Consider the following 23623-nt stretch of genomic DNA (forward strand, 5'->3'; position numbering starts at 1 on the left):
TACGGGTCCTGAGACCCGCCTCCCGATTATTGTTGTCTGGCCCATGTCGACCGGCCGACGATTTCGCTTTTCGCCGCAACAGCATCCGCTGCTATGTTGGCTTCGTGATACAAAACATCACGTGTGAAGTAAACGCGCTTGCTTGGAACGCGGGGTGCCGGAGAAACCGGCGCCTGGGGAAACGGATCTGAAGGGGAATTATCTTGGTTACACCGGTCCTGACGCACTTTTGCGATCTCACCGTCGAACTGGCCGACATCATGGAAATGGGGGAAGGGCGGGCCGGGAAGCGGCGGATCATTCCCATCGTTGGCGGGACGGTGCGCGGCCCGAGGATCAACGGAAAGATCCTGAACCTGGGTGCGGACTGGCAGACCGTCTTTTCCGACGGCATGGCGGAACTCGATACGCGTTACGCCTTCGAGACCGATGACGGCGCCGTCATCGAAATCCGCAATTTCGGCTATCGCCACGGGGCTCCGGAGGTCATCGCGGCGGTCGGGCGCGGTGAGCCGGTAGACCCGTCGCAGTATTACATGCGCACCCATGCAAGGCTCGAAACGGGCGACGAACGCTATGCCTGGGTAAACCGTATGCTGTTCGTCGGGGCGGGCGGCCGGAACAGGAACTCGGTCGAGATTTCGCTTTACGCGGTGGAATAGAAGACGGCCACAGTCCGGTCGGCGTGACCGGTTACAGTGGCCAGAAGATCAGGATGGCCGGGACCGAGACCCCGAGCACAATGAGTTCCAGCGGCAGGCCAAGACGCCAGTAGTCGCCGAAGCGGTAGCCGCCGGGACCCATGATGATGGTGTTGTTCTTGTGCCCGATCGGTGTGAGGAACGCACAGGAGCCGGCAACGGCGACGCCCATCAGGAAGGGATCCGGATTGACCTCCAGCGCGGTGGCGATCTGGAGCCCGATGGGGGCTGCGATCAGGCAGGTCGCGACGTTGTTCAGGAAGTCGGACAGGGTCATGGTGACGGCCATCAGGACTGCAAGCGCCACCCAGGCGGGATAGCCGTGGGTGACATCGACAATTCCCGACGCAATCAGCTGCGCGCTGCCGGAGGTCTCGAAGGCCTGGCCCAGGGGGATCAGCGAGCCCAGCAGCACGATCACCTTCCACTCCACCGCCTCATAAACTTCGCGTCCGTTCACCAGTCCTGCCAAGGCGTAGACGATGGTACAGGCCGCGAGTGCGACGGGCAGATAGACAAGACCGGCGACGGCGGCGGCGATCGCGAGGCCGAAGGCGCTGATGGCGAGGATGGCCTTGTTGCGCTGGACCAGCCCTGTGCTGCGGCCTTCGAGCGGCAGGACGCCGAGCCAGTTGACGGCGTTCTTCAGGCGTTCCTCCGTCCCTAAAAGCAGGAGCACGTCGCCGGGCTGGATCATCATGTGCCGAACGCGTGTGTGGACACGCCGGCCCTGTCGGGACACGCCTAGCAGGGTGACCCCCTGGCCGTGCAGCAGGCTCAGATCGAAGGCGCTGCGGCCGCTGACCCGGGCGCTGTCGGGAACAATGGCTTCCTTGAGGGTCAGGTTGCCGCCGGTCAGTCCGCCACTGTGTTTTTCGGATCCGGCGAAATCCAGCTTGGCCGCGCCCATGAAGGCTTCGATGGCTTTGGGGTCGCCCTCGACAACCAGGAAATCGCCCGGAGAAATCGGTTCTTGTCGGGCAAAGCCGCGCAGACGGCGTCCGTTTCGGATCAGACCCAGAATGTTGAGGTCGTTTTCGTCCGCGACAGGATAAAGATCTCCGACTGTCGTCTTCTGTTCCTTCGCGCTTTCGCCGACACGCAGTTCGGCAATGTAGAGGCTGGCTTCCGGATCTTCCGTGACGGGTGCTTCCGTGACGCGGGACGGCAGCAGCCGCCAGCCGATCAGGGTGACGAACAGAACGCCGATCACGGCCACGGTCAGGCCGACCGGAGCGAAGGCGAACATGCTGAACGGGGCGCCGAGCGCGTCCTGGCGGTATTGCGCGACCACGATGTTCGGCGGTGTGCCGATCAGCGTGATCATGCCGCCGAGAATGGTGGCGAAGGACAGCGGCATCAGTGACAGGCCGACGGCACGGCCGGCCTTCTTGGCCGCCTCGATATCCAGAGGCATCAAAAGGGCCAGCGCCGCGACATTGTTGATAACGGCCGATAGGCCCGCGCCGACCACGGACATCAGTCCGATGTGGGTGAACAGTCCATGCGAGGATGACAGCAACTTGCCCGCCACAAGCTCAATCGCGCCGGAATTCATCAGTCCCCTTGAGACGATCAGCACCAGGGCAATGATGACCACCGCGGGATGGCCGAAGCCGGAAAAGACTGCATCTTTCGGGACGAGGTGCAGGATGGTCGCCAGAACCAGCGCGGCGAAAGCGACAAGATCGTAGCGGATCCGTCCCCAGATCAGAAGTGCAAAGACCACGCCGAAAAGAGCGAACAGGAGGGCTTGGTCAAGGGTCACGAACAGGATCTCCGGGGCCGGGTGCTGATGGTTTGAATTGAAATCCGGCAGACATTAATCCGGATCGGAAGCCCAGGTCGAGGGGGTTTGTGTCTCGTCATGTCGGGTCGTCCGACCAAGGCGCTCCGGCCCTGGCCGGAGACTTTCCCGGGCTGGCTATTCTGCGGGTATTGCGGGAGGCTCGGCTTCGTCCTCCACCGGCGGCATGAAGATGACCACCAGGAATGCCAGGACACCTGCTCCGGTCAGATAGAAGGCCGGGGCAAGCTGCATGTGGGTTTCATGGATGAGGTAGGTCGCAACGAGCGGTGAAGTGCCGCCGAAGATCGCCAACGGGATGTTGTAGCCGATGGAGAAGCCGGTGACACGGACCTCCGCAGGGAACAAGGAGATCATGGCGCCGAGCAGAGGGGCGAAATAGCAGGCAAGGACCAGTGCCAGGCTGCATTGGCCGAGGATGATCATGGCCGGATCCGGGTGGTGGAGCAGCCAGAACGCCGGATAACCAAGCAGGGCAATACCGCCGGAACCGATCAGAAGGAGCGGACGCTGGCCGATCCTGTCGGCCACATAGCCGAGCAGTGGCAACAGCAGCATGAAGAAGATCATCACTCCGGTGTTGATCGTCAGCGCCCGGCTTTCGGTGAGTTTGCTGTAATCGACGAGATAGGTCGTCAGATAAACGAAGGTGAGGTAGAAGCCGACACCGTTCAGCACGTTGCAGGCAATGGTCCGGAACAGGGCGGGCCTGTGGTGCTTCAACACCTGGCGCACGGGGACCCGAACCGGTTCGCGCGGTGACGGCGGAAGGTCGGTTTCTTCCGCACGGGTGCCGGAACGGAGAATAAAGCCGGATATCCCGAGAAGGATGCCGCAAGCGAACGGGATGCGCCAGCCCCAGTTGTTCAGTTCGTCGGCAGGGACCATTCCGGTGGCAAATGCCGCGACCCCGGAGCCTAGAAGAATGCCGAAGACGGCGCCGACCAAAGCCCAGGAGACGGTAAAGGAGCGCCATTTTTTCGGCGCGATCTCATAAAGATAAACGGAAGAACCGGTGTACTCGCCGCCGACGGACATGCCCTGCAGCAGCCTGAGGAGCGTCAGCAGGATCGGCGCCAGAATGCCGATGCTTTCGTAAGTCGGAAGCAGTGCGATCAACGACGTTGGTATCGCCATCATGGCGACCGAAATCAGCAGGGCCTGGCGCCGTCCGGCGCGGTCCGCGATATGGCCGAGCAGGAGGCTGCCGATCGGGCGCATCAGGAACCCGGCCGCGAAGACGCCGAAGGTCGCGATCAGGCTGACTGAGTGGCTGCCGCTTGGAAAGAACTGCCCTGCGATGATCGGCGCGAGATAGCCGTAGACGGCGAAGTCGTACCATTCCAGGGTATTGCCGACCGTGCCTGCGATGATCTTCCGGATGTTTTGCCGATCCGCGCCCATCCATTGTCCTCCTGACTGGACAGGCGCCCCCGCCTATCTACGGCCGAGGGTAGGCAAAAAGCCTTTATTTTCTCTTTTGTTCGGAAGGGGCGGTATTTTCATGCCGCCCGGGCGGGCTTGTCCGGTGGAGATCAGGTATTGAACTTGAACAGCAGGATATCGCCGTCCTTGACGATATATTCCTTGCCCTCGTCGCGGGCCTTGCCGGCTTCCTTGGCAGCACTCTCGCCGCCGAGCGAGATGTAGTCGTTGTAGGCGATCGTCTGGGCGCGGATGAAACCGCGCTCGAAGTCGGTGTGAATGACCCCGGCTGCCGCGGGCGCCTTGGTGCCTGCGGTGATCGTCCAGGCGCGGACTTCCTTCGGGCCGGCTGTGAAATAGGTGATCAGGCCGAGCAGTTCGTAGCCGGCGCGGATCAGCCGGTCGAGGCCAGGCTCCTCAAGACCGATGGTTTCGAGGTATTCGTCCTGTTCTTCCTTGTCGAGCTGGGAGATTTCCGCCTCGATGGCAGCCGAAATGATGACGGCGCCGGCGCCTTGCGCCTTGGCCATTTCCTCGACCTTTGCCGACAGAGAATTGCCGGTGCCAGCCGATGCTTCGTCGACATTGCAGACAAAAAGCACGGGCTTGGAGGTCAGCAGGTTCAGGCCTTCGAGGATTTTCTTCTCTTCCGGATCGTCGAGTTGCAGCAGGCGCACCGGCTTGCCGTCCTGAAGCAGCGCCAGAGCCGCTTCCATGATCGGAATGACCGCCTTGGCTTCCTTGTCGCCACCGGTCGCCTTCTTCTTCAGCGGCGCAATGCGGCGCTCCAGGCTTTCCAGATCGGAGACCATCAGTTCGGTTTCCACCGTTTCGGCGTCGGCAATCGGGTCGATGGTGCCTTCCACATGGGTGATATCGTCATCCTCGAAGCAGCGCAGCACGTGGACGATGGCATCGACTTCGCGGATGTTGGCCAGGAACTGGTTGCCGAGACCTTCGCCCTTGGAGGCGCCGCGCACGAGGCCGGCGATGTCGACGAAGGTGATCCGGGTCGGGATGAGTTCCTTCGATCCGGAGATCTTCTGAATGGCGTTCAGGCGCGGGTCGGGAACGGCGACTTCACCGGTGTTCGGCTCGATGGTGCAGAACGGGTAGTTCGCGGCCTGGGCGGCGGCGGTCTTGGTGAGCGCGTTGAAGAGCGTGGACTTGCCGACATTGGGCAGTCCGACGATGCCGCACTGGAAACCCATGGATGATCGCTTTCGGTTTGGATGTCTTGGACGTTGCCGCTATGTGCCGGAAGGTCGGGGCAAGGTCAAGGGGCGTAAAACGTCGGCATATTGTCCCGGACCACGTTGTTCGAAGGCGATCGGTTCGTGTTCGATGGTCTTCGCCTGTCTTGGGTGTTATCGTTTCTGACGATTGCCGGACGAGACGTCGTGCGCATTTATTCGTCTTTGTGCATGTGAGTATGCGGGAGAAGCGCTCTGGACATGATTACCGACGCGAGAGAATTTCAACAAGAGCTGGCAACCTATGTTTCAAATTACGATTACTGTGTCGAGGAGAGCGACGGCGCGTATGTTCTGGCTTTGAAGAATCACTACAAAATGCCCTGGAGCGTTCGAAAAAGGAAACGCCTTTTCAGAGGTGTGGCCCCCTCCTCAGACCTCTACGAACCGGTCGCAACCGCGGTTCTGGACTACCTCATCGACACGCAGCCAGTTACGACATTTTTCGATCTGGGAGCAGAGCGGGGGTATTTTTCCTTTCTTGCCGCGGGACGATGCGACAAGGAAATAATTGCTTACGCATTCGAAATGCGGCCCCATGTCCTCAAACGTATCCAGGACCGAGTCGAAGCCACGAATTTCCGGCGGGTGAGAACGTACTTGAGCGGTATGTCGGATCGCTACGAAGGGGAGCGGAAAATCTGGTACTCGGTCACAAAAATGTTTGAGACCGAACCTGAATCGTCCCAGTACAAAGACGACATCTTCAAGCGTCTGAAGTTCAGATTGAAAGGCCGGCCGGAGCGGGACCGCCTGAATACCGCGCTGATAACGATCGACAGCATCGATCATTTCTGCGCCGTCAATCAGGTGGCCCCAGAGGTGATCAAGATCGATGTGGATGGTTACGAACAAAAGGTCATTAACGGCGGACTCGAGACGTTCCGGAAATGCCGTCCTTTCATCCTTCTCGAAATTCACAGGATGAAATTTCTGAAGCGCTTCGCGGCGTCACGTCGTGAAGTCGTTAAGCCCTTGTTCGACCTTGGCTACCGTTGCATCTTTCTTAAGAACCACCACGTCCTCGCCAAGGCAGACCCGGTTCTTGCGGGGCTTGACCATCCGTTGTGGGATCGGGACCGGACGGACTTCGTCCTGTTTTTCTAGCGGCGATCCGGTCCATCTTCAGTCCGCCTTTTTCTGGATCTCCACCGAGTGCGGGTAGGGGATCGAGATGCCCTTTGCATCGAAGGCTTCCTTGACCTTCTTCGTCATTGCGAACTTGAGTTCCCAGTAGTCGCCGGCTGCACACCACAGGCGGACACCGAGATCGACCGACGAATCCCCAAGGTTGGTCACCCGAACCCAGGGTTCGGGATCCTTGTGCACGCGGTCGTCTGCGTTTGCGAGCTCCGTGATGATGCCGATCGCCTTGTCGATGTCGTCGGAGTAGTCGATGCCGAAAGTGAAATCGACCCGCCGCGTCGGATGGGTGGAATAGTTCGTGATGATCGATCCCCAGGCCTTGCCGTTGGGCAGGATGATCTGGACATTGTCCGGTGTGGCCAGTTCCGTGATGAAAAGGTTGATGTCCTTGACCGTTCCCGAAGTGCCGCCGATGTCGACATACTGTCCGAGCTTGTAGGGCCGGAAAAAAATCAGCATGACGCCGGCTGCCACATCGCTCAAGGTGCCCTGGAGGGCCAGTCCGACGGCCAGGGTCGCGGCGCCGAGAACCGCTACAAGGCTGGTCGCCTGAATACCGAACAGCTGCAGTACGGCTATGATGGTGACCAGCAGGATCAGCCATTTGATGATCGATGCCGCGAAAGTGCCGAGCGTATCGTCGATCTTCGGACTGGCATTGACCCGTTTGCGCACCATGCTGCTGAGGAGGCTGGAGAGAAACCAGCCGACGATGAGAACGACAACCGCCTTGGCTGCATTGATGATAAGGGGAGTATAGGCACTCGCCTCCGCGATCATTGTGTCCATGGGCCTTCCATTTTGGCTTTGAGGTCAGTCTGAGACGCCGGATTGAAACGCTGTACGTAATTTAACGGATAAAGCGCAAAGATAAACCGTTGCCCGGCGACAAATCCGCCAGCGGACATCAGCCAGCGGCGCTACAGGGGAAAATCGCCGCAATTAAACGGGTGCGTGCCTTAGGGTAAGGACTCATAAAATTCTGCTTTCAGGCGTCTATCCGGCAAAGGAGAGTGAGGAAAAGCCTGCAGAACCATGCGGGTGCATGGTGCAAAGGCTTTGACGCGGCTTTCCGCAGCCGGATTGGCGTCCTTCGGATCGACCTGAAAACTGAATTTTATGGGTCCATACCCTAGTCCTTGTTGCCGAGCAGCTTCTTGAGCATGTCGGCCATCGGTCCGGACTTCGGCAACTCAGGGGTTTTCGCCTGGCGGGCCTGGCGGATGTGGCTTTGCCCCTTGCCACCGGGCGACTTTGGAGGTTTGGCCGCGGCGGTTTTCCCCCCCTGATCCCCGCCTGCCGGCTTGGAACCGCCGCGTTTTGCCTTTTCCGGCTCGAGGGCCAGCGTCAGCTTGTTGGCGAACTGGCTGTCCTTGCCCTCTGCGAGCAGATCCGCGTTGTCGGCGATCTCCCGCAACAAGGGCTCGATCCAGTCGCTGTCGGCCTTGGCGAAGTCGCCCAGCACGTAGTTGGAAACGAGCTTCTTGTCGCCCGGGTGGCCGATGCCAAGACGCAGACGCCGGTAGTCGCCGCCGATATGGGCCGTGATCGAGCGCAGGCCGTTGTGACCGCCGTGACCCCCGCCTGTCTTCATGCGGAATTTCGCCGGCGGCAGGTCGAGTTCATCGTAGATGACCACGATGTCCTGCGGTTCGACCTTGTAAAACCGCATGGCTTCGCCGACGGCGCGGCCGGACTCGTTCATGTAGGTGCTGGGTTTGACCAGAAGCACCTTCTCGGAACCGAGACGGCCTTCTGAGACCTGGGCCTGGAAGCGGGCGCGCCAGGGGGAAAAGGAGGAATGGCAGCGGTGGATCTCGTCAACGGCCAGGAAGCCGATGTTGTGCCGGTTGCGTTCGTATTTCGCTCCCGGATTTCCGAGGCCGACGATCAGCCGCATGAGATGCCCCCAGCTAACGAAAGATCCGTATCGTCAATTTTGCCCGTTCAGGGCTTGAAAACGAGAAGGGGACGGTCAGCCGTCCCCTTCGAAATGCATGAAGCGAGAGGCTTAGTCTTCGCCTTCTGCTTCGCCTTCTTCTGCTTCTTCGTCTTCGTCAGCTTCCTTCAGGCCGGCCGGGGCGGCGATCGTCGCGATGGTAAAGTCGCGGTCGGTGATCGTCGGCTGGCAGCCTTCCGGCAGCTTGACTGCAGAAATGTGCAGACTGTCGCCAAGTTTGGCTTCTGCGAGGTCGAGTTCGAGAGCTTCCGGAATCGCTGTTGCCGGGACGGTCATCTCGACCGTGTGGCGCACGATGTTGAGAACGCCGCCGCGCTTGATGCCCGGGCAGGTTTCTTCGTTGAGGAAGTGAACCGGAACTTCGATCGTCAGAACAGCATTCTTGGAAACGCGCAGGAAATCGACGTGCAGCAGTTCATCGCGAACCGGGTGCAGCTGATAATCCTTGGCGATCACCTGATGCTTTTCGCCGTCGACATCGATCGTGCCGAGATGGGTCAGAAAACCGCCTTTATGCAGGGTCAGCGTGGTTTCCTTCACCGGAATGGTGATCGGCAGGGCTGCTTTCTTGTCGCCGTAGATAACGGCGGGGAGAAGGCCTTCGCGACGCAGTGTCCGAGCGGCCCCCTTGCCCACCCGTTCCCGTGCCGCTGCCTTCAGCTCATAGCTGGTAGCCATGGCAAAACTCCTTCGGATGTTTTGAAATGGGCCGGCGAAACACTGCACATTCATCTTTCGATCAATGCGCCTTGCACCGGAATCGGCCCGAAAGCGCCTCCTCCAGGGGTGCAGGCGCGCGGGTCCTATAGCGGAAAGGCCCCTTTTACGCAAGCGACAAGCTTATTTCCGCGCCCGGCCCTTCTGTCGGGAAGGTCGGCGGGAATGTAACGATGCCGGTTTTTGGGCGCTGCAGCAATACAATGATGCTGCGCGGCAAGTAATTGGCACGATGCGCCTTTTAGGCGAAGGCTTGCGTTTCCGGGGTGGTTGGGAATGTTATTATACTTTTTATTTGTAAGAATTAGCAAGCTATCAATAATAATTTCGGCATGTGCATCATATAACAATGCAACCTTTGGTAAGTTTTTTAGTTATACATTTTTTAAACTGTTCACACTTTAATCGTTCCCAGATAAAAATGGGAGATACTGATGAAATTACTTACTAGTGCAGTTCTGGCAGTCCTGATCGGTTGCAGCTCGGTTGCAGCCAACGAATTCCAGAATGAGCTGACGGCGCTCGCCACTGGAAAGATCGCTGAAATCGCAGGTTCGAGCGAGGTCGTTTCCGCAGTGAAGGCCCAGAACGAACAGACGGCCGGTTATGACCAAGCCAAGATTGACGAGCTCGACAAGCAATGGCGGGCGGAGGCGGATGCCGCCGACCAGCCGATGATCGACAAGGTTCTTGACAACGACCTTTCGGCTTATCTGGCCGATGCCCAGGGCGGCAGCGACGGGCTTTTCACCGAAATCTTCGTCATGGATGCGAAGGGCCTGAACGTTGGGCAGAGCGATGTGACCTCCGATTACTGGCAGGGTGACGAGGCCAAATGGAAGGAAACCTTCCTGAAGGGCAAAGGCGCGGTTCATGTCGGCGACCTGGAGCAGGATGAAAGCACCCAGCAGCTTCAAAGCCAGGTCAGTGTTTCAGTTACGGATCCCGCCACAGGCGAGACCATCGGCGCAGTCACCTTCGGCGTGAACGTCGACAAACTCTGATTTCTCCGGTGGAGGGCGCTTCGGCGTCCTTCACCGGCAAAGAACAAAATGGGAGCTTGAGGTGAGGGTATCTACGAAACTACCGTCGGTGATTGTCGGGATCGCGCTTCTGTGTTCTGCGGGCGTTGGCGTTGCCAGTTACCTGTCGGGTGCAAACAGCGTCAAGGCTCTGGCCGAGGAGCGCTTGTTGGCTGTCGCCGAAAGTCGGAAGGATTCCCTGATCGACGAATTGGCAGCGGTTCGCGCGGGTATTCTGTCAAATGCCGAAGGTCAGACGGTTCGGGCCGCCATCGCCGATTTTGAAGCAGGTTGGGCGAAGTACGGCGACGAGGCGACCGCTCGGGTCCTGAAGACCTACGTGACGGACAATCCCCATCCGGAAAACGAGCGGGCCGAACTGGTGAAGGCCGGGCGCAAGCCCTACGACCGTTCGCACGCGAAATTCCATCCGCTTCTTCGACGCTATATCGCCGACAATGGTTATGAGGATCTGATGCTGATCGATCCGGAAGGCCATGTCGTCTATACAGTGAACAAGCTTGGGGACTTTGCCGCTAACCTTCGTTCCGCGGAGTGGAAAGACACCAATCTCGCGAAGGCTTTCGAAGACGCGATTGCCGCTGACACCGGCACTGCAGTTCTTTATGATCTCGAGTCCTATCAGGCGCACAACGGCGAACCTGCCGGCTTCATGGCGACTCCAATCGGAATCGGTTCGAAGACGCTCGGTGTTCTCGTCTACCAAGTGCCGACCGACAATATCAGCGCCACGCTGGGCAAATATGCAGGCCTTGGAGAGACCGGAGATATTTATTTCATCAACGGTGACGGCATCGTGCAGAACGACAGCCTGCGGACCGCGGACGCTTCGGAACTGATGAGCGATGTCCTGAAGCGGGACGAGGTGCTCTCTGTCCTTGGTGGCACGCCGCAGTTCAAGGAAATCCATGATTTCAACGGACGTGAAGTCGATGCGGCCATCATTCCGTTTGACTATCTGAACAAGCCCTTCGCGCTGGTCGTGGTGCAGGATGTGGCGGAAGTGCTGGCGCCGCTGACCAGCCTGAGGAACTGGATCCTGGGTATTGCCGCCCTGAGCGCCCTGATCGCTGCGGCCGTCGGGGTCTATTTTTCGCGAAGCCTCAGCGGCCGGATCCGGCTCCTGTCCGACGCGATGATGCAGCTTGCCGACGGCAATACGGATGCCGAGGTGCCGAACCAGACATCCAACGATGAAATCGACGACATGGCCAAGACGGTCGTCGTCTTCCGCAATAACGCCATTGAACGGGCCCATCTGGAGGCCGATCAGCGTTCGACCAGCGAAGCGCGCGAGCAGCAGGCCGAAGAGGTTAAGGCCCTGATCGACAGTTTCCGTTCTGAAGTGGCCGATATGCTGGATGCGGTCTCGAGCAATTCCGAACAGATGCGCAGCGTCGCGGAAGATCTCAACGCAATCGCCGATGCGACCGCCGGCGAGGCGGCCGGGGCCTCTTCCGCGTCCGAGCAGGCTTCCAACAACGTTCAGACGGTCGCCTCCGCCGCGGAGGAACTGTCGGCCTCGATTCAGGAGATCAGCCGGCAGGTTGAAAGCACCACCGGTATCGTCGGCAAGGCGGTTGAAAATGCCGCACAGACCAACGACAAGATCGGCGGCCTTGCGGAAGCCGCCCAGCGGATCGGCGATGTGGTCAAACTGATTTCCGACATCGCCGAACAGACCAACCTGCTTGCGCTCAACGCAACGATCGAGGCAGCGCGGGCCGGCGAGGCCGGAAAGGGCTTCGCCGTGGTGGCATCGGAAGTGAAGGAACTGGCCACCCAGACGGCCAAGGCGACCGAGGAGATCAGCACCCAGATCAACGAGGTGCAGGATGCAACCCGGGAAGCCGTCGTCGCCATCCAGGGCATCACCGACACCATGGGCGAGGTGAATTCCTACACCACGTCGATTGCATCGGCCGTCGAACAACAGGGGGCCGCGACCGGCGAGATTTCCTCGAACGTCCAGGAAGCCGCGTCCGGCACGCTGCATGTGGCGGAGACCATGGTCAATATCTCCGACAAGGTTCGAGACACCAGCGAGTCGGCCTCCAAGGTTCTGGAAGCGTCCGCAAGCGTGAGCGACCGGACCGGAGAGCTGCGCCGGACCGTCGACAGGTTCCTTGCCGCGGTTGCGGCGGCCTGAACGCAAGAAACGGAAACGCAAAAAGCCGGCCCAGGAGGCCGGCTTTTTTATGAGCGTTGGAACGCGGTCAGCTGAACAGGCTGGAGACGGATTTTTCCAGGGCTGTCCGGTTGATCGCCTCGCCGATCAGCGGCGCGATCGAAATCGTGCGGATGTTGGACGCCGCCGTGATCGCCGCCGTGGGCTCGATGGAGTTGGTGATCACCAGTTCCTTGAGCTTGGAGGAGGTTACGCGAGCGACCGCGCCTCCGGACAGGACGCCGTGGGTGATATAGGCGGTCACCGATTTCGCTCCGTCCTTGAGGAGGGCTTCGGCGGCGTTGCACAGCGTACCGCCACTGTCGACGATGTCATCGACGAGGATACAGTCGCAGCCGTCGACGTCGCCGATGATGTTCATCACTTCGGATTCTCCGGGCTTGTCGCGGCGCTTGTCGACGATGGACAGCGGTGCCTCGATGCGCTTCGCCAGCGCCCGGGCGCGGACCACGCCGCCGACGTCAGGGGACACGACCATGACATTGTCGGTCGCGTAGCGCTCCTTGATGTCGCGGGTCATGACCGGTGCGGCGAACAGATTGTCGGTGGGAATATCGAAGAAACCCTGGATCTGCCCGGCGTGAAGATCGAGCGTCAGAACGCGGTCGGCGCCGGCTTCCGTGATCAGGTTGGCCACCAGTTTGGCCGAGATCGGCGTCCGGCCCGAAGCGCGGCGGTCCTGGCGGGCATAGCCGAAATAGGGGATCACGGCGGTGATCCGGCGCGCCGACGAGCGGCGCAGCGCGTCGATAATTATGAGCAGTTCCATCAGGTGGTCGTTCGCAGGATAGCTGGTCGGCTGGATGACGAAGACGTCCTCGCCGCGCACGTTTTCCTGAATTTCGACGAAGATTTCCTGGTCTGCGAAGCGACGGACCTGACAGGAGGCCAGAGGCACGTCCAGATATTTGGAAATCTCTTCCGCAAGGGCTCGGTTGGAATTGCCCGCGACGATTTTCATGAGCCGCAAGTCCTTCTGGTGCGACGCCGGGTGGGGGTCAGCCCTTTATCCCGGTATGGTTCTGGTTCACATCGTGCCGCGCGTGGAAACCGCGCTGGCCAGCCCTTAGCAGGCGGCGGCGTTTTAGCAACCGCTTTTCCATCCGACAACCGCAGGAGAGTGGTGTTTTCATCCCTTTTCGCAAAATTCTTTCATAAAGAATGAAATTGCGCCGGCAAAACGGTCACTGACGGTTGAGCCAGGCAATGATTTCCACCACCGAACGGTTGGCTATTCTTTCCAGTGTTGGCGAATCGATGGCCTGCCAGGGATCTCCCTTTGTCCCGCCGACGGTCTCGCTGCCGGAGATGCGCTTCAGGCGTGTTCCCGACGGGGTGACGATGTCAAAGACGTAGAACACGGTTGCGGACGAGGGTTCACCCGTAGCCGACAGATACCCCTTGACCCGGTAGTTTGACGCCGCGCCGATCCGGCGCACGAGCAACAGGCCCTGCTTCTGGGCCTCGACGCCGATATAGCGGGACAGATCGTCGGCGATATTGCCCGGCGCACCGGTAAAGGGTTCAAAAGCAAAGGTCGCGTCCGACGGGGTCGCCGGCGGCGGTGCGGTCGGTGCCCGGTTCGGCGACGGCGAGCCGAGGGGCGAGGGCGGTTCCGGCAGCCCCTGGCAGGCGGCAAGGGCCACGACACTCAGGATGGCGAGAAACCGGCGAAGGCCAGCAGCGGAAGGCAGGATCATTGGCACGTTCGTAGCTCGCAGGCTGTTCGATGGCTTTCGGGCGCAAGTTTCGGGTCAATCGAATCCGACTGTACCGGCAGATTTAGCCCGACTTGACCGGAAGGTCGAGAGGCATAGCGGAAAGGCATTCCGGCGCCGCTTCGGTGGTGAGGTAGGTCTGACCAAGGGTCATGGCGGTTTCGGTCACCGAATCCATCAGGATCATATGCATGAAAAGCGTCATGTTCGGCCTGACCTCGGCGGGATTGCCCTTGTAGGCCATGGGCGGGTCCATCCAGCTCGGCGTGAAGCGGGCGCCCAGGGAATAGCCGCAGGTGTTCAGCCGATGAGACATCATGTCGTGCGCATCGACGGCCGCCGCGTAGGCTTCGAATATATCGCCGAATGTAGTACCGGGCCGGAGCTTTTCCTCCACGGCGGCCAGGCCGTCGCGTGCGGCCTGATACATTTCCTGATGACGCGCCGTCGGTCTGCCGACAAGCACGGTCCGCATCAGAGCCGCGTGGTAGTGGCGGCAAACCCCGGCCCATTCCAGAGTGATCTGGTCGTTTTCCTCCAGGGTCCGGCGGCCGCTCTTGTAGCGGCACAAAAGGGCGTCCTTGCCCGAGCCGATGATGAATTCGTTTCCCGGGTAATCGCCGCCGCCTTCCAGGATTACGCCCTGCATGGCCGCAAGGATCCGGCCTTCATCCGCTCCGGGGCGGATTTCGTCCAGGGCGGCAAGATAAGCCTTGTCGGCCAGTTCGGCCGCCTGGCGGATGTAGGCGATTTCCGCGGGGCTTTTCACTGCCCTCAGCCTTCGCACGATGCGTGACCCGTCGCTCAGATCGGCGAAGCTGTTGAGTTCCGCGTTGATCTCGATCCCGATCTTTCCCGTCATTCCATGGGTGTCGAATTCGATGCCGATCTTCGCCCCCAGAAGATCCATGCCGAACAGGAGGTCCTTCAACTGTCCGACGGGGCTTGCGTCAGGCAGGTCGATCCAGATCCGGATATCGGAGATATTAGAGGTGTGGCGCGCCTGGCGCTGGTCCGCCGAGCGTGTCAGCAGGACTTTTCGACCGTCTGCGGTCACCACGAGGCACTGGAAGAAACAGAAACCGAAGGTGTCGTAGCCGGTCAGCCAGTACATGCTTTCCTGGGCAAACAGCAGCATTGCGTCGAGCTTTTCTTCCGCCATACGCTGCTTCAGGCGCTCGAACCGGCTGTCGAATTCCTCCTGGGTAAAATGCAGCGCCATGGCTAGTCTCCCGCCAATACAATGGCCGATATCAGGCGGCCGTAGTCCGGTTCGCCGCGATGGGTGGTCCGCCGGTAAGAGAAGAAACGGTCTTCGTCCGCGTAGGTGCACAGATCCAGGTTTCGGCTGCTTTCCAGTCCGGCCGCCTTCAACCGGTCGATGATGAAGGCGGGCAGGTCGAACTGGTGGTGATGCGCGCGCGGGGACGGGTGGAAATAGCGTTCGTTCTCCGGCGCCATTTCCAGAAGTCGTTCCCGGAATTCAGGCCCGACCTCGTAAGCGGCCTGCGAGATCGTGGGGCCGAGGACGGCGGTGATCCGGCTCCTGTCCGCCCCTAAAGCTTCCATCGCCGCGACGGTGTTTTCCAGGATACCGGAGATCGCGCCCTTCCAGCCGGAATGGGCCGCGCCGATGACGCCGGCAGCAGGGTCGGCGAAAAGGACGGGGCCGCAGTCCGCCGTGGCCACGCCGATCAGAAGACCGGGGCGGTCGGTGACCAAGGCATCCGCCTTCCGGTCGGCGTTTTGGTCGAACGGCGCATTCAGGGTAATCACATCGGCGGAATGGATCTGGTAAGGGGTTGCCAGCTGCTCCGGGGCAATGCCCAGTTTCCGGGAAACCCGCGCCCGGTTCTCCGCAACCTTGTCCGGAGCGTCGCTTGAGCCGGTGCCGATGTTGAGGCTGTCATATATCCCGGAAGAAACACCGCCCCGGCGGGTAAAAAACCCATGCCGTATCCCGGGCTGCTTGAGTTCCTCAGCCTCGATCATTCGTTTTCTCCGCCGCGCATCTGGGTAAATCCTTGATGGGTTCCCGATCACATGTCAAATGGGGCCAGAGCGCGTCCATCGCCACTGAGCGCCAAAACCTTGAAAAGCGTGCCCATCTGGTCGGGAGCTGCCAGCCGCTCGACCGCATCCCTGATCGCTTCCTGAACCGCGTGGCTTTTCTCCGAACCGAGCGCACCAGCGCGCTCCAGCAGGCCGAGCCGAAGCAGGAACTCGCCTTGCTCCAGAGGCGGCAGCGGGGTCGCGCCGCCGTCCCGTGCCGCTCGCGCCAGAACCTCGAAATTCACATGGGCGGTCAGATCGGCTTCGCCCGGATGGGCAAGCACATCGTCATGGGTGTGTTTGTAAAGCGCCTGCAGGGAGACGCCGGTTGCCGTTTTCAGGTAGCCGTAGTCGACAATGAGCGCCGCGCCGCCATGACGGGCAAGGCGGGTCCCAATCTCCTGCGCGATCGCGTTGGCGGCAGGCTGGGTTTCGAGGATGGTTCCCTCGGGTGCGTTTTGCGTTTCCGGGGGCAATTCAGTGTCGTCGAGCCTGCCGGTGCCGACGCCGAAACATAGTTCGCCGGTCTCCGACAGCCCGATCATGCGCTCGCGCCAGCCATCGGCGGTCTTCACATACTGATGGATCGGCAGGGCGTCGAAGAACTCGTTGGCGACAAGAATCAGCGGTCCGCCGGGGACATCGGCGAAACGGTCGTAGAACACTGGTACGAGCGGCGCTTTTTCCAGTGTCTTTGCCTGCACCTTGCGCAGCGCCGGGCTGGTTTCGACGAGGCACAGGCCGGCGGCTTCGACAAACTCCGGCCGGAGAGAGGCCGTGCGCAGCAGGTCGGCCATCAGGGTGCCCCGTCCCGGCCCCAGCTCGACAAGCTGGAAGCTGTCGGGTTCCCCCAGGTCCAGATATGCCTGCAGGCAGAAGGCGCCGATCAGTTCGCCAAACATCTGGCTGACTTCGGGGGCTGTTGTGAAGTCGCCTTTCGTCCCGAACGGGTCGCGGGTGATGTAATAGCCGACTTCCGGATCTGCGAGGCAGGTGGCCATATAGTCGGCAATCGTGATCGGGCCGTGGGCCCGGATCCTCGCCGCCAGCTTTTCCTTCAGAACTGACGCCGTCATGCGGCGCCCTTGTGCCGGCGGGCGGCCCAGATCATGGCGATCAGGCCGGCGAGCATCATCGGAACCGACAGCAGGATGCCCATGGTCATGAAGCCGCCGAGATAACCGATCTGGGCATCGGGGACACGGTAGAGTTCGCTGAAGGAGCGGGTGAGGCCGTAGCCGAAGGCAAAGGCGCCGGCGATGAAACCGGGCCGCTGAAGCAGCTTGAACCGGTGGCTCAGGAGACGCATCGCAAGAAAGAGCAGGATCCCTTCAAGGGCGGCCTCGTAAAGCTGGCTCGGATGGCGCGGTTCCGGGCCGCCGGTAGGAAACACGATCGCCCAGGGCACGTCGGTCACCCGGCCCCAGAGCTCGCCGTTGATGAAATTGGCGATCCGGCCGAAGAAGAGGCCGATCGGCGCCGCGCAGCCGGCAAGGTCGAACAGCGTCCAGATCGACAGGCCCCTTTTCCAGGCGAACAGGATCATGGCGATCACGGTGCCGGTAAATCCGCCGTGAAAGGACATGCCGCCGGTCCACACGGCGAAGATCTCCATCGGATGCGCGAGATAATAGCCGGGATTATAGACGAGCACATAACCGATCCGTCCGCCGACAATGATGCCGACAGTGCCCCACAGGACGAAGTCGTCGATGTCCAGCGGCGTCGGACGTTTGAGGCCATTCCACAGAGTGTCGTTCAGCACTAGGCGGCGCATGTAGCGCCAGGCGAGGAGGATCCCGACGATATAGGCAAGCGCATACCAGCGAAGCGCGAAGGGGCCGACCTGGATCAGCACCGGGTCGATGGCGGGAAAGGGGAGGACGAAGAGCGGCATCGGCGCAGCGACTCCTGCTGGCAGGGATGAAGCGCCGTTTCCGGATCCGGCCGGCGCGGCCAGACGCTGGCCCATTCGGCCCCGCTGCGTCAAGAGCAAGGCGTGCAACCTGACCGACTTTTACGGCTGGCGGCAAAACGCCGTCTTGAAGTTGCCTGCAAAGCCTCATAGGTGTGTACTGACATTTTGACGGGACTGACAGGAGTTCGCCATGACCCAGGGCCCAAACCGCATGTTCGATGAATTTGCAAAGCTCATGACCGATGCCGCGGGCGTCGCCCAGGGCGCCCGGCGCGAGGTGGAAACCGCCTTCAGGGCGCAGGCCGAACGGTTCCTGTCGGACATGGATTTCGTTTCGCGCGAAGAACATGAAGCGGTCAAGGAGATGGCGGTCAGGGCTCTGGACCGTATTGAGGCGCTGGAAGCGCGGATCGAGGCGCTTGAGAAAAAGCCGGCGGCAAAACCCAAAACGGCGGCAAAAACATCTGCGAAGACGGCTCAGGACTAATTGCCTGAATTCACTGATGAGTTTTAAGTAGGGTCGCGGTGGAAAACCTGTGGCCCTTCCTGTTTACACCAAGTCGTCCACATTTTTCCGGCCATAAAAGCGCCACGTTATGTATCGCTTTGTTCGTTAGTGCTTATATACTGAATCTTAACAGGGATTCGTGGGGCATGATCGAACCGCCCAAACGGTCAGGATGCTCCGAAGGCTTGGGACATACCCGGCGCATCGGCTTGATATACTATCCGGCCCAGTGCCCCGGCTCGAAAGGGGAGTAGGCTCATGAGCCTCATCGAATTTGACTTCGAGCGACCTGACAATCCCGTCGACACCATCGAAACAGTTGCAGCGCTGAATGACTGGTCGTTCGAAAGATCGGCCGACGACGAGATTACCATCTCCGTCGCGGGCAGCTGGTGCGATTACCATGTTTCCTTTTCCTGGATGGAAGAGGTGGAAGCCCTGCATCTGGCCTGTGCCTTCGACCTGAAGGTAACGGATGCGCGCAAGACGGAAGTCGTCCGTCTGCTGGCGCTGGTCAACGAGCAGCTCTGGATGGGGCATTTCGACCTGTGGAACCAGGAGGGGGTTGTCATGTTCCGGCAGTCCCTGCTTCTCGCCGGAGGCTCGGAGGCGACCTCCACCCAGATCGAAGGCATGCTCTCCAACGCGCTCGAAAACTGCGAGCGATATTACCAGGCCTTCCAGTTCGTCGTCTGGGCCGGACGGCCCGCAAGCGAAGCTATTGCAACGGCCATGTTCGAGACCGTGGGAGAAGCATGATTTTTTCAAAAGACCGCCCGTTCCTTCTTGTCGGTGCAGGAAAGATGGGTGGGGCGATGTTATCCGGCTGGATGGCGGAGGGGCTGGACCCCTCCGCCATTGTCGTTTCCGATCCGAAACCGGGCGACGAGATCAGGGAAATTCTGGAAAAGCACGGCATTCGCCATGTCACCGAGGTTCCCGCCGATCTGGCGCCGTCGATTGTCCTCGTTGCGGTCAAACCGCAGATGATGGACGCGGTTCTGCCGGCCATTGCACCGGCGATCCGTCCAGACACACTGATTTTGTCGGTTGCGGCCGGCACGCCGATTTCCCGGTTCCAGGCCGCCTTCGGTCCGGTGCCCGTCGCCCGCGCCATGCCGAATACGCCGGCGATGGTGGCGCGCGGTATCACAGCCGTATACCCGAATGACGGGGTGAGCGAGGCCCAGAAGGAGACCGTCGGGGCGCTGCTGTCAGCGGTGGGCAAGGTCGTCTGGCTGGAAAGCGAAGACCAGATCGACATGGTCACCGGCGTCAGCGGATCCGGACCGGCCTATGTGTTCTGGCTGGCGGAGTGCCTGGCGGAAGCGGGAAAAGCCGCAGGGCTTCCGGAAGAGCTTGCCAGGGAACTGGCCGAAGCGACGGTGTGCGGCGCGGGCGAGCTGATGCACCAGTCTTCCGAAACGCCGACTGTGCTTCGTCAGAACGTGACGTCGCCCAACGGCACGACGGCGGCAGCACTTGAGGTCCTTATGGCCGAAGACGGTTTGAAACCGTTGATGACCAAAGCGGTCGCGGCTGCGGTCAAACGGGCGCGCGAACTCGCGGGCTGAATTTCCTTTTATCCGGGCTTGAACCCTTTCAGGCCGGTGTCTTTGCTCCTATCTTTCCAAGAGCATCGGACGATAACTTTGAACCATTTGATGTCTGAAAGCAGTTCATTAGGCCAGGCGCGTCGCGCGGCGCGATGCGGTGCATCGTGCAAGCGGCGCAACGCAGCCGATGGGCTGCTTTCTGACACCCGAAGGGCCGGGCTCTTTTGCCCGCTGACTGCGTTGGCCCGTGTTTTTGGGGCTCGCGCTTGTGGTGGGAAACACCACGGCACGCGACCCGCCTTGTCAGCAGACAAAAGCGCACCGGTCAAATGCTTCAAAGTTATCGCCCGATGCTCTAGCAAGGGAGTTTGAGTATGGCGACCGCCAAGACCCGTCAGAAGATCCTGAAAACCTTCCTCGATCTGCTGTCGCAGCATGCTTACGAGGATGTCAGCCTGCCGTTGCTGGCGAAGACGGCGGACGTCAAACTGTCCGCGCTGCGGGAGTGCTATTCCTCCAAACGGGCACTCGTTGAGGCTTTCGCGGAAATGATCGACACCGCGGTGCTCGACGACCGGGATGAGGAAATGGACGACCAGCCGGCCCATGACCGCCTGTTCGATGTTCTGATGATCCGGCTCGACCACCTGACGCCCTACAAGGACGCGGTGCGCACGCTTACGGAAGCCGTGCGCCGGGACCCGGCGCTGGCCCTGGAGTTCAATACCATCGCGGTCCGGTCCCAGCGCTGGATGCTGATTGCGGCGGGCATCGACCTGACCGGCATCAAGGGACGGATCGTCACGCAAGGATTGGCGGTGGCGTTCGGGCGGGTCGTGACAACCTGGCTTGATGAAACGGATGAAGGCCTGCCGAAAACCATGGCCAGGCTCGATGAGGAGCTGAACCGGGGCGAGGCCTGGATGAAGCGGCTCGACAATGCCGAGAACTTCGTGCGCCCGTTCTGGGAAGCGGGTAAACGGGCGCGGTCCCGTCGCGACAGCGATAAGGGAACAGAAGAGGCAACCGCCGAGGGAGCTGAGTCCTAAAAGCCACAGCCGCTCATAAATGATTGTAGGTGGCTTGTCCGCCTTAGGCCGTTCGGGGCATGGTCGCCGGGTTTTGAACGACTTGTCAGCGAGTGAAGCCCGTGAGCGATACGATTACCTTTGACGATTTCCTGAAGGTGGACATCCGGGTCGGCAAGGTGATTGCCGCGGAAGAGTTTCCCGAAGCCCGCAAGCCCGCCTACAAGATGCAGATCGATTTCGGTCCGGAAATCGGTATCAAGAAAACCTCTGCCCAGATCACGAAACACTATACGCCGGAAACCCTGGTCGGGCGGCAGGTCATGGCCGTGGTCAATTTCCCGCCGCGCCAGATCGGACCGGTCATGTCGGAAGTCCTGACCCTTGGCGTGCCGGACGAGGACGGCGAGGTCGTGCTGCTGAGGCCCGACCTGGACGTTCCCATCGGCGGACGGCTTTACTGATCTGATTATCCGGGTATCCGCAGCCGCGCCCTGAGGCCGCCGAGCGGGCTGTCTTCCAGGAAGAGATCGCCGCCATGGCTGCGGGCGACGTCGCGGGCAATGGCGAGGCCCAGGCCGCTGCCGGGTTGATCCTGATTGCGCGCCTCGTCCAGCCGGTGAAAGGCCCTGAAAGCCAGGTCGCGGTCTTCTTCGGCGATCCCGGGCCCGTCGTCATCGACGGTGATCGTCAGCCAGCCCTTGTCGTAACTGCCCTTCAGTTCCGCCCGCGTGCCGAATTTCGTGGCGTTGGTCACAAGGTTGGACAGGCAGCGCTTCATGGCGAGGCGGCGGAGTTGCAGTTCGGACGGCCCTTCAAACGAAGCGGTCACGTTGGCTCCGGAGATTTCCGCTTCTTCCTCCAGTTCTTCCAGCATCAGGGCCATATCGGTCATCTGGACATTTTCGTCACCGTCGCCCCGGGCGAAGGCCAGATAATCCTCCAGCATGCCGCTCATTTCGTTCAGATCCTTGCGCATGCCTTCGCTTTCCGGCGTATCGCCGAGGAGGGCGAGTTGCAGACGTATCCGGGTCAGGATGGTTCTGAGGTCATGGCTGACGCCGGCGAGCATCGTCGTGCGCTGTTCGATCTGGCGCTCGATCCGGCGGCGCATTTCCAGGAAGGCCTGGGCCGCCTGGCGAACCTCGCGGGCGCCGCTGGCGCGGAACTTGCCGATCGGCCGGCCCTTGCCGAAGCTTTCGGCGGCATTGGCGAGACGCACGATCGGGCGGATCTGGTTACGCAGGAACAGCATGGCAATGGTGATCAGGACCAGGGAGGTGGAGACCATCCAGACCACGAAGAAATGAGAATTGGTCGCATAGGTCTGGCTGCGCCTGGAGAAGACCCGCAGGACCGCATTGTCCAGCTGGATGCGGATCTCCACGAAACTGGAGCGCCCGACCGTATCGATCCAGAACGGCTTGCCGACTTTCTGGCTGATCGCCCGGCTCAGACCACGGTCGACGATGTCGAAAAACGGTTTCGGCGCGGGTGGCGGAAGGGGCTCGGGCGGCAGCAGGGACACGGACAGGCCGAGTGCGTTGCTGGCCATGCCCTCGATCTTGGCGTGTTCTGGATCCTGCGGGTAATTCTCCAGGACGTAGACTATGGAAGCGATTTCCCGTGCGACCGCTTCGGACAGGCGCTCGGAGACGAGCTCGTAATGCCGTTCCATAAAGACGTAGAGCAGCACGGCCTGGAGGAGAACGATCGGCGTGATGATGATCAGAAGGGCCCGGGAATACAGTCCCTTGGGCATGGCCCGATAGGCGGCACGGGCCATGCGCCGGTAGCCGTGCAGCAGATAACGGAAGGGGGGCGGAAGCTCGATGCCTGCCAGAAACTGGTTCAGATTGGCCATATGCGGCTCGCCCTACGTGAATTAGTCGCAGGCCAGGCGGTAGCCGATGCCGCGTACTGTCTGCAGATAAACCGGATTTCCCGGATCCTTCTCGATCTTGCGCCGGAGCCGGTTGATCTGGACGTCCACGGTCCGTTCGCCGAGACCGCTGTCGTCGCCGACGATCTTGTGGCGCGGAACGGTGGCTCCGGGCTGTTCCGCGAATATCCCCAGGATCTGTTTTTCGCGGTCGGTCAGGCGCACCGTTTCGTCGCCGTTCTTCAATTCGCCTCGCCGGGTGTTGAAGACAAACGGGCCGAAGTGGATCTCGCGGGTGGTTTCGGCGGGTTTTGGCCCCCCCCGGCGCAGGATGGCGGACATACGCAGCATGAGCTCACGCGGCTCGAAGGGTTTGGCCAGATAATCGTCGGCGCCAACCTCCAGTCCGGCGATGCGATCGGAAGCATCGGATCGTGCCGTCAGCATCAGGATTGGCACGCTGGAATTCTCCCTGAGCCAGGCGGCCAGTTCCAGTCCGGTTTCGCCGGGCATCATCACGTCGAGAATGATGAGGTCGAACAGGAGGCCTGCCAGGCAACGGCGGGCTTCGGCGGCATTGGCGGCGGCGGTGACCCTGTAACCGGCGTCGACGAGGATGCGGCTCAAAAGCTCGCGAATGCGGTTGTCGTCATCGACCAGAAGAATGTGGTGCGCGTTGTCGTTCGGCGGGAACGGGGTGGTCACGTAGGTCTCCTGTGTA

The 23623-nt window shown here is 60.8% G+C and carries 23 protein-coding genes; 9 read left to right on the forward strand and 14 right to left on the reverse strand.

Annotated elements, in window-relative coordinates; all coding sequences use genetic code 11:
- Positions 1 to 203: 203 nt before the first annotated feature.
- Positions 204 to 662 carry a DUF3237 domain-containing protein gene (locus tag ACN0SO_RS08550; RefSeq protein ID WP_417676566.1) on the forward strand — a complete coding sequence of 153 codons (459 nt, stop codon included), beginning with the start codon at positions 204 to 206 and terminating at the stop codon, positions 660 to 662.
- A gap of 31 nt (positions 663 to 693) precedes the next feature.
- Here the strand turns inward: ACN0SO_RS08550 and ACN0SO_RS08555 are convergent, their stop codons facing one another.
- The 3 genes from ACN0SO_RS08555 to ychF form a co-directional block, all read right to left on the reverse strand.
- Complete coding sequence (locus tag ACN0SO_RS08555) at positions 694 to 2469, reverse strand: SLC13 family permease (protein WP_417676568.1); 1776 nt, start codon at positions 2467 to 2469, stop codon at positions 694 to 696.
- Between the two features lie 156 nt (positions 2470 to 2625).
- Positions 2626 to 3912, reverse strand: a complete 1287-nt coding sequence (locus ACN0SO_RS08560) for an MFS transporter (protein ID WP_417676570.1) — start codon at positions 3910 to 3912, stop codon at positions 2626 to 2628.
- A 131-nt stretch (positions 3913 to 4043) separates the two neighbouring features.
- Positions 4044 to 5144, reverse strand: a complete 1101-nt coding sequence (ychF, locus tag ACN0SO_RS08565) for a redox-regulated ATPase YchF (RefSeq protein ID WP_417676572.1) — start codon at positions 5142 to 5144, stop codon at positions 4044 to 4046.
- A 243-nt stretch (positions 5145 to 5387) separates the two neighbouring features.
- Between ychF and ACN0SO_RS08570 the strand changes: the two genes are divergently transcribed.
- Positions 5388 to 6293 (forward strand): FkbM family methyltransferase, encoded by a 906-nt coding sequence (locus ACN0SO_RS08570; RefSeq protein ID WP_417676574.1) that lies wholly within the window; start codon positions 5388 to 5390, stop codon positions 6291 to 6293.
- A gap of 18 nt (positions 6294 to 6311) precedes the next feature.
- On the opposite strand, the gene ACN0SO_RS08575 is transcribed toward ACN0SO_RS08570, so the two are convergent.
- The 3 genes from ACN0SO_RS08575 to ACN0SO_RS08585 all read right to left on the reverse strand — a co-directional run bounded on the left by ACN0SO_RS08575 (position 6312) and on the right by ACN0SO_RS08585 (position 8970).
- Positions 6312 to 7121 (reverse strand): mechanosensitive ion channel family protein, encoded by an 810-nt coding sequence (locus tag ACN0SO_RS08575; protein WP_417676576.1) that lies wholly within the window; start codon positions 7119 to 7121, stop codon positions 6312 to 6314.
- Positions 7122 to 7464: 343 nt separating this feature from the next.
- Positions 7465 to 8232: an aminoacyl-tRNA hydrolase gene (gene pth, locus ACN0SO_RS08580; RefSeq protein ID WP_417676578.1), complete on the reverse strand. Its 768-nt coding sequence runs from the start codon at positions 8230 to 8232 to the stop codon at positions 7465 to 7467.
- Positions 8233 to 8343: 111 nt separating this feature from the next.
- Entirely contained in the window at positions 8344 to 8970 is a 627-nt protein-coding gene (locus tag ACN0SO_RS08585; protein WP_417676580.1) for a 50S ribosomal protein L25/general stress protein Ctc, read from the reverse strand.
- A gap of 473 nt (positions 8971 to 9443) precedes the next feature.
- Here ACN0SO_RS08585 and ACN0SO_RS08590 point away from each other — a divergent pair, with 473 nt between their 5' ends.
- Positions 9444 to 10013, forward strand: coding sequence for a hypothetical protein (locus ACN0SO_RS08590; protein WP_417676582.1), 570 nt, complete (start codon positions 9444 to 9446; stop codon positions 10011 to 10013).
- 61 nt (positions 10014 to 10074) lie between these two features.
- Entirely contained in the window at positions 10075 to 12201 is a 2127-nt protein-coding gene (locus ACN0SO_RS08595; RefSeq protein ID WP_417676584.1) for a methyl-accepting chemotaxis protein, read from the forward strand.
- A 67-nt stretch (positions 12202 to 12268) separates the two neighbouring features.
- Here the strand turns inward: ACN0SO_RS08595 and ACN0SO_RS08600 are convergent, their stop codons facing one another.
- The 6 genes from ACN0SO_RS08600 to lgt all read right to left on the reverse strand — a co-directional run bounded on the left by ACN0SO_RS08600 (position 12269) and on the right by lgt (position 17907).
- The gene (locus ACN0SO_RS08600) at positions 12269 to 13201 is read right to left on the reverse strand and encodes a ribose-phosphate pyrophosphokinase (protein WP_417676586.1); all 933 of its coding nucleotides are present in this window, start codon (positions 13199 to 13201) and stop codon (positions 12269 to 12271) included.
- Positions 13202 to 13424: 223 nt separating this feature from the next.
- Positions 13425 to 13940, reverse strand: a complete 516-nt coding sequence (locus ACN0SO_RS08605) for a hypothetical protein (RefSeq protein ID WP_417676588.1) — start codon at positions 13938 to 13940, stop codon at positions 13425 to 13427.
- An 82-nt stretch (positions 13941 to 14022) separates the two neighbouring features.
- Positions 14023 to 15180, reverse strand: a complete 1158-nt coding sequence (locus ACN0SO_RS08610) for a M24 family metallopeptidase (protein WP_417676590.1) — start codon at positions 15178 to 15180, stop codon at positions 14023 to 14025.
- A 2-nt stretch (positions 15181 to 15182) separates the two neighbouring features.
- Positions 15183 to 15950: a peptidoglycan editing factor PgeF gene (gene pgeF, locus ACN0SO_RS08615; protein ID WP_417676592.1), complete on the reverse strand. Its 768-nt coding sequence runs from the start codon at positions 15948 to 15950 to the stop codon at positions 15183 to 15185.
- Between the two features lie 47 nt (positions 15951 to 15997).
- Positions 15998 to 17086, reverse strand: a complete 1089-nt coding sequence (locus ACN0SO_RS08620; RefSeq protein WP_417676594.1) for a class I SAM-dependent methyltransferase — start codon at positions 17084 to 17086, stop codon at positions 15998 to 16000.
- Positions 17083 to 17907, reverse strand: coding sequence for a prolipoprotein diacylglyceryl transferase (lgt, locus tag ACN0SO_RS08625; protein WP_417676596.1), 825 nt, complete (start codon positions 17905 to 17907; stop codon positions 17083 to 17085). The genes ACN0SO_RS08620 and lgt overlap by 4 nt, the downstream gene beginning before the upstream one ends.
- 211 nt (positions 17908 to 18118) lie before the next feature.
- On the opposite strand from lgt, the gene ACN0SO_RS08630 reads away from it, so the two are divergent.
- From ACN0SO_RS08630 to ACN0SO_RS08650, 5 genes are all read left to right on the forward strand, one after another.
- Positions 18119 to 18415: an accessory factor UbiK family protein gene (locus ACN0SO_RS08630; protein ID WP_417676598.1), complete on the forward strand. Its 297-nt coding sequence runs from the start codon at positions 18119 to 18121 to the stop codon at positions 18413 to 18415.
- A 279-nt stretch (positions 18416 to 18694) separates the two neighbouring features.
- On the forward strand, positions 18695 to 19195 hold the full coding sequence (locus ACN0SO_RS08635; RefSeq protein ID WP_417676600.1) for a YbjN domain-containing protein: 501 nt from the start codon (positions 18695 to 18697) through the stop codon (positions 19193 to 19195).
- Positions 19192 to 20010 carry a pyrroline-5-carboxylate reductase gene (gene proC, locus ACN0SO_RS08640; RefSeq protein WP_417676602.1) on the forward strand — a complete coding sequence of 273 codons (819 nt, stop codon included), beginning with the start codon at positions 19192 to 19194 and terminating at the stop codon, positions 20008 to 20010. Before ACN0SO_RS08635 ends, proC begins: the two co-directional genes overlap by 4 nt.
- A 356-nt stretch (positions 20011 to 20366) precedes the next feature.
- Positions 20367 to 21041: a TetR/AcrR family transcriptional regulator gene (locus ACN0SO_RS08645; RefSeq protein ID WP_417676604.1), complete on the forward strand. Its 675-nt coding sequence runs from the start codon at positions 20367 to 20369 to the stop codon at positions 21039 to 21041.
- A 101-nt stretch (positions 21042 to 21142) separates the two neighbouring features.
- Positions 21143 to 21484, forward strand: coding sequence for a tRNA-binding protein (locus ACN0SO_RS08650; protein ID WP_417676605.1), 342 nt, complete (start codon positions 21143 to 21145; stop codon positions 21482 to 21484).
- Positions 21485 to 21489: 5 nt separating this feature from the next.
- Here the strand turns inward: ACN0SO_RS08650 and ACN0SO_RS08655 are convergent, their stop codons facing one another.
- Together ACN0SO_RS08655 and ACN0SO_RS08660 are read right to left on the reverse strand one after the other, a co-directional pair.
- Positions 21490 to 22884: an ATP-binding protein gene (locus ACN0SO_RS08655; protein ID WP_417676607.1), complete on the reverse strand. Its 1395-nt coding sequence runs from the start codon at positions 22882 to 22884 to the stop codon at positions 21490 to 21492.
- Positions 22885 to 22905: 21 nt separating this feature from the next.
- On the reverse strand, positions 22906 to 23607 hold the full coding sequence (locus tag ACN0SO_RS08660) for a response regulator (RefSeq protein WP_417676609.1): 702 nt from the start codon (positions 23605 to 23607) through the stop codon (positions 22906 to 22908).
- Positions 23608 to 23623 lie beyond the last annotated feature (16 nt).

This window comes from Roseibium sp., from assembly GCF_048260565.1.
Classification (GTDB): Bacteria; Pseudomonadota; Alphaproteobacteria; order Rhizobiales; family Stappiaceae; genus Roseibium.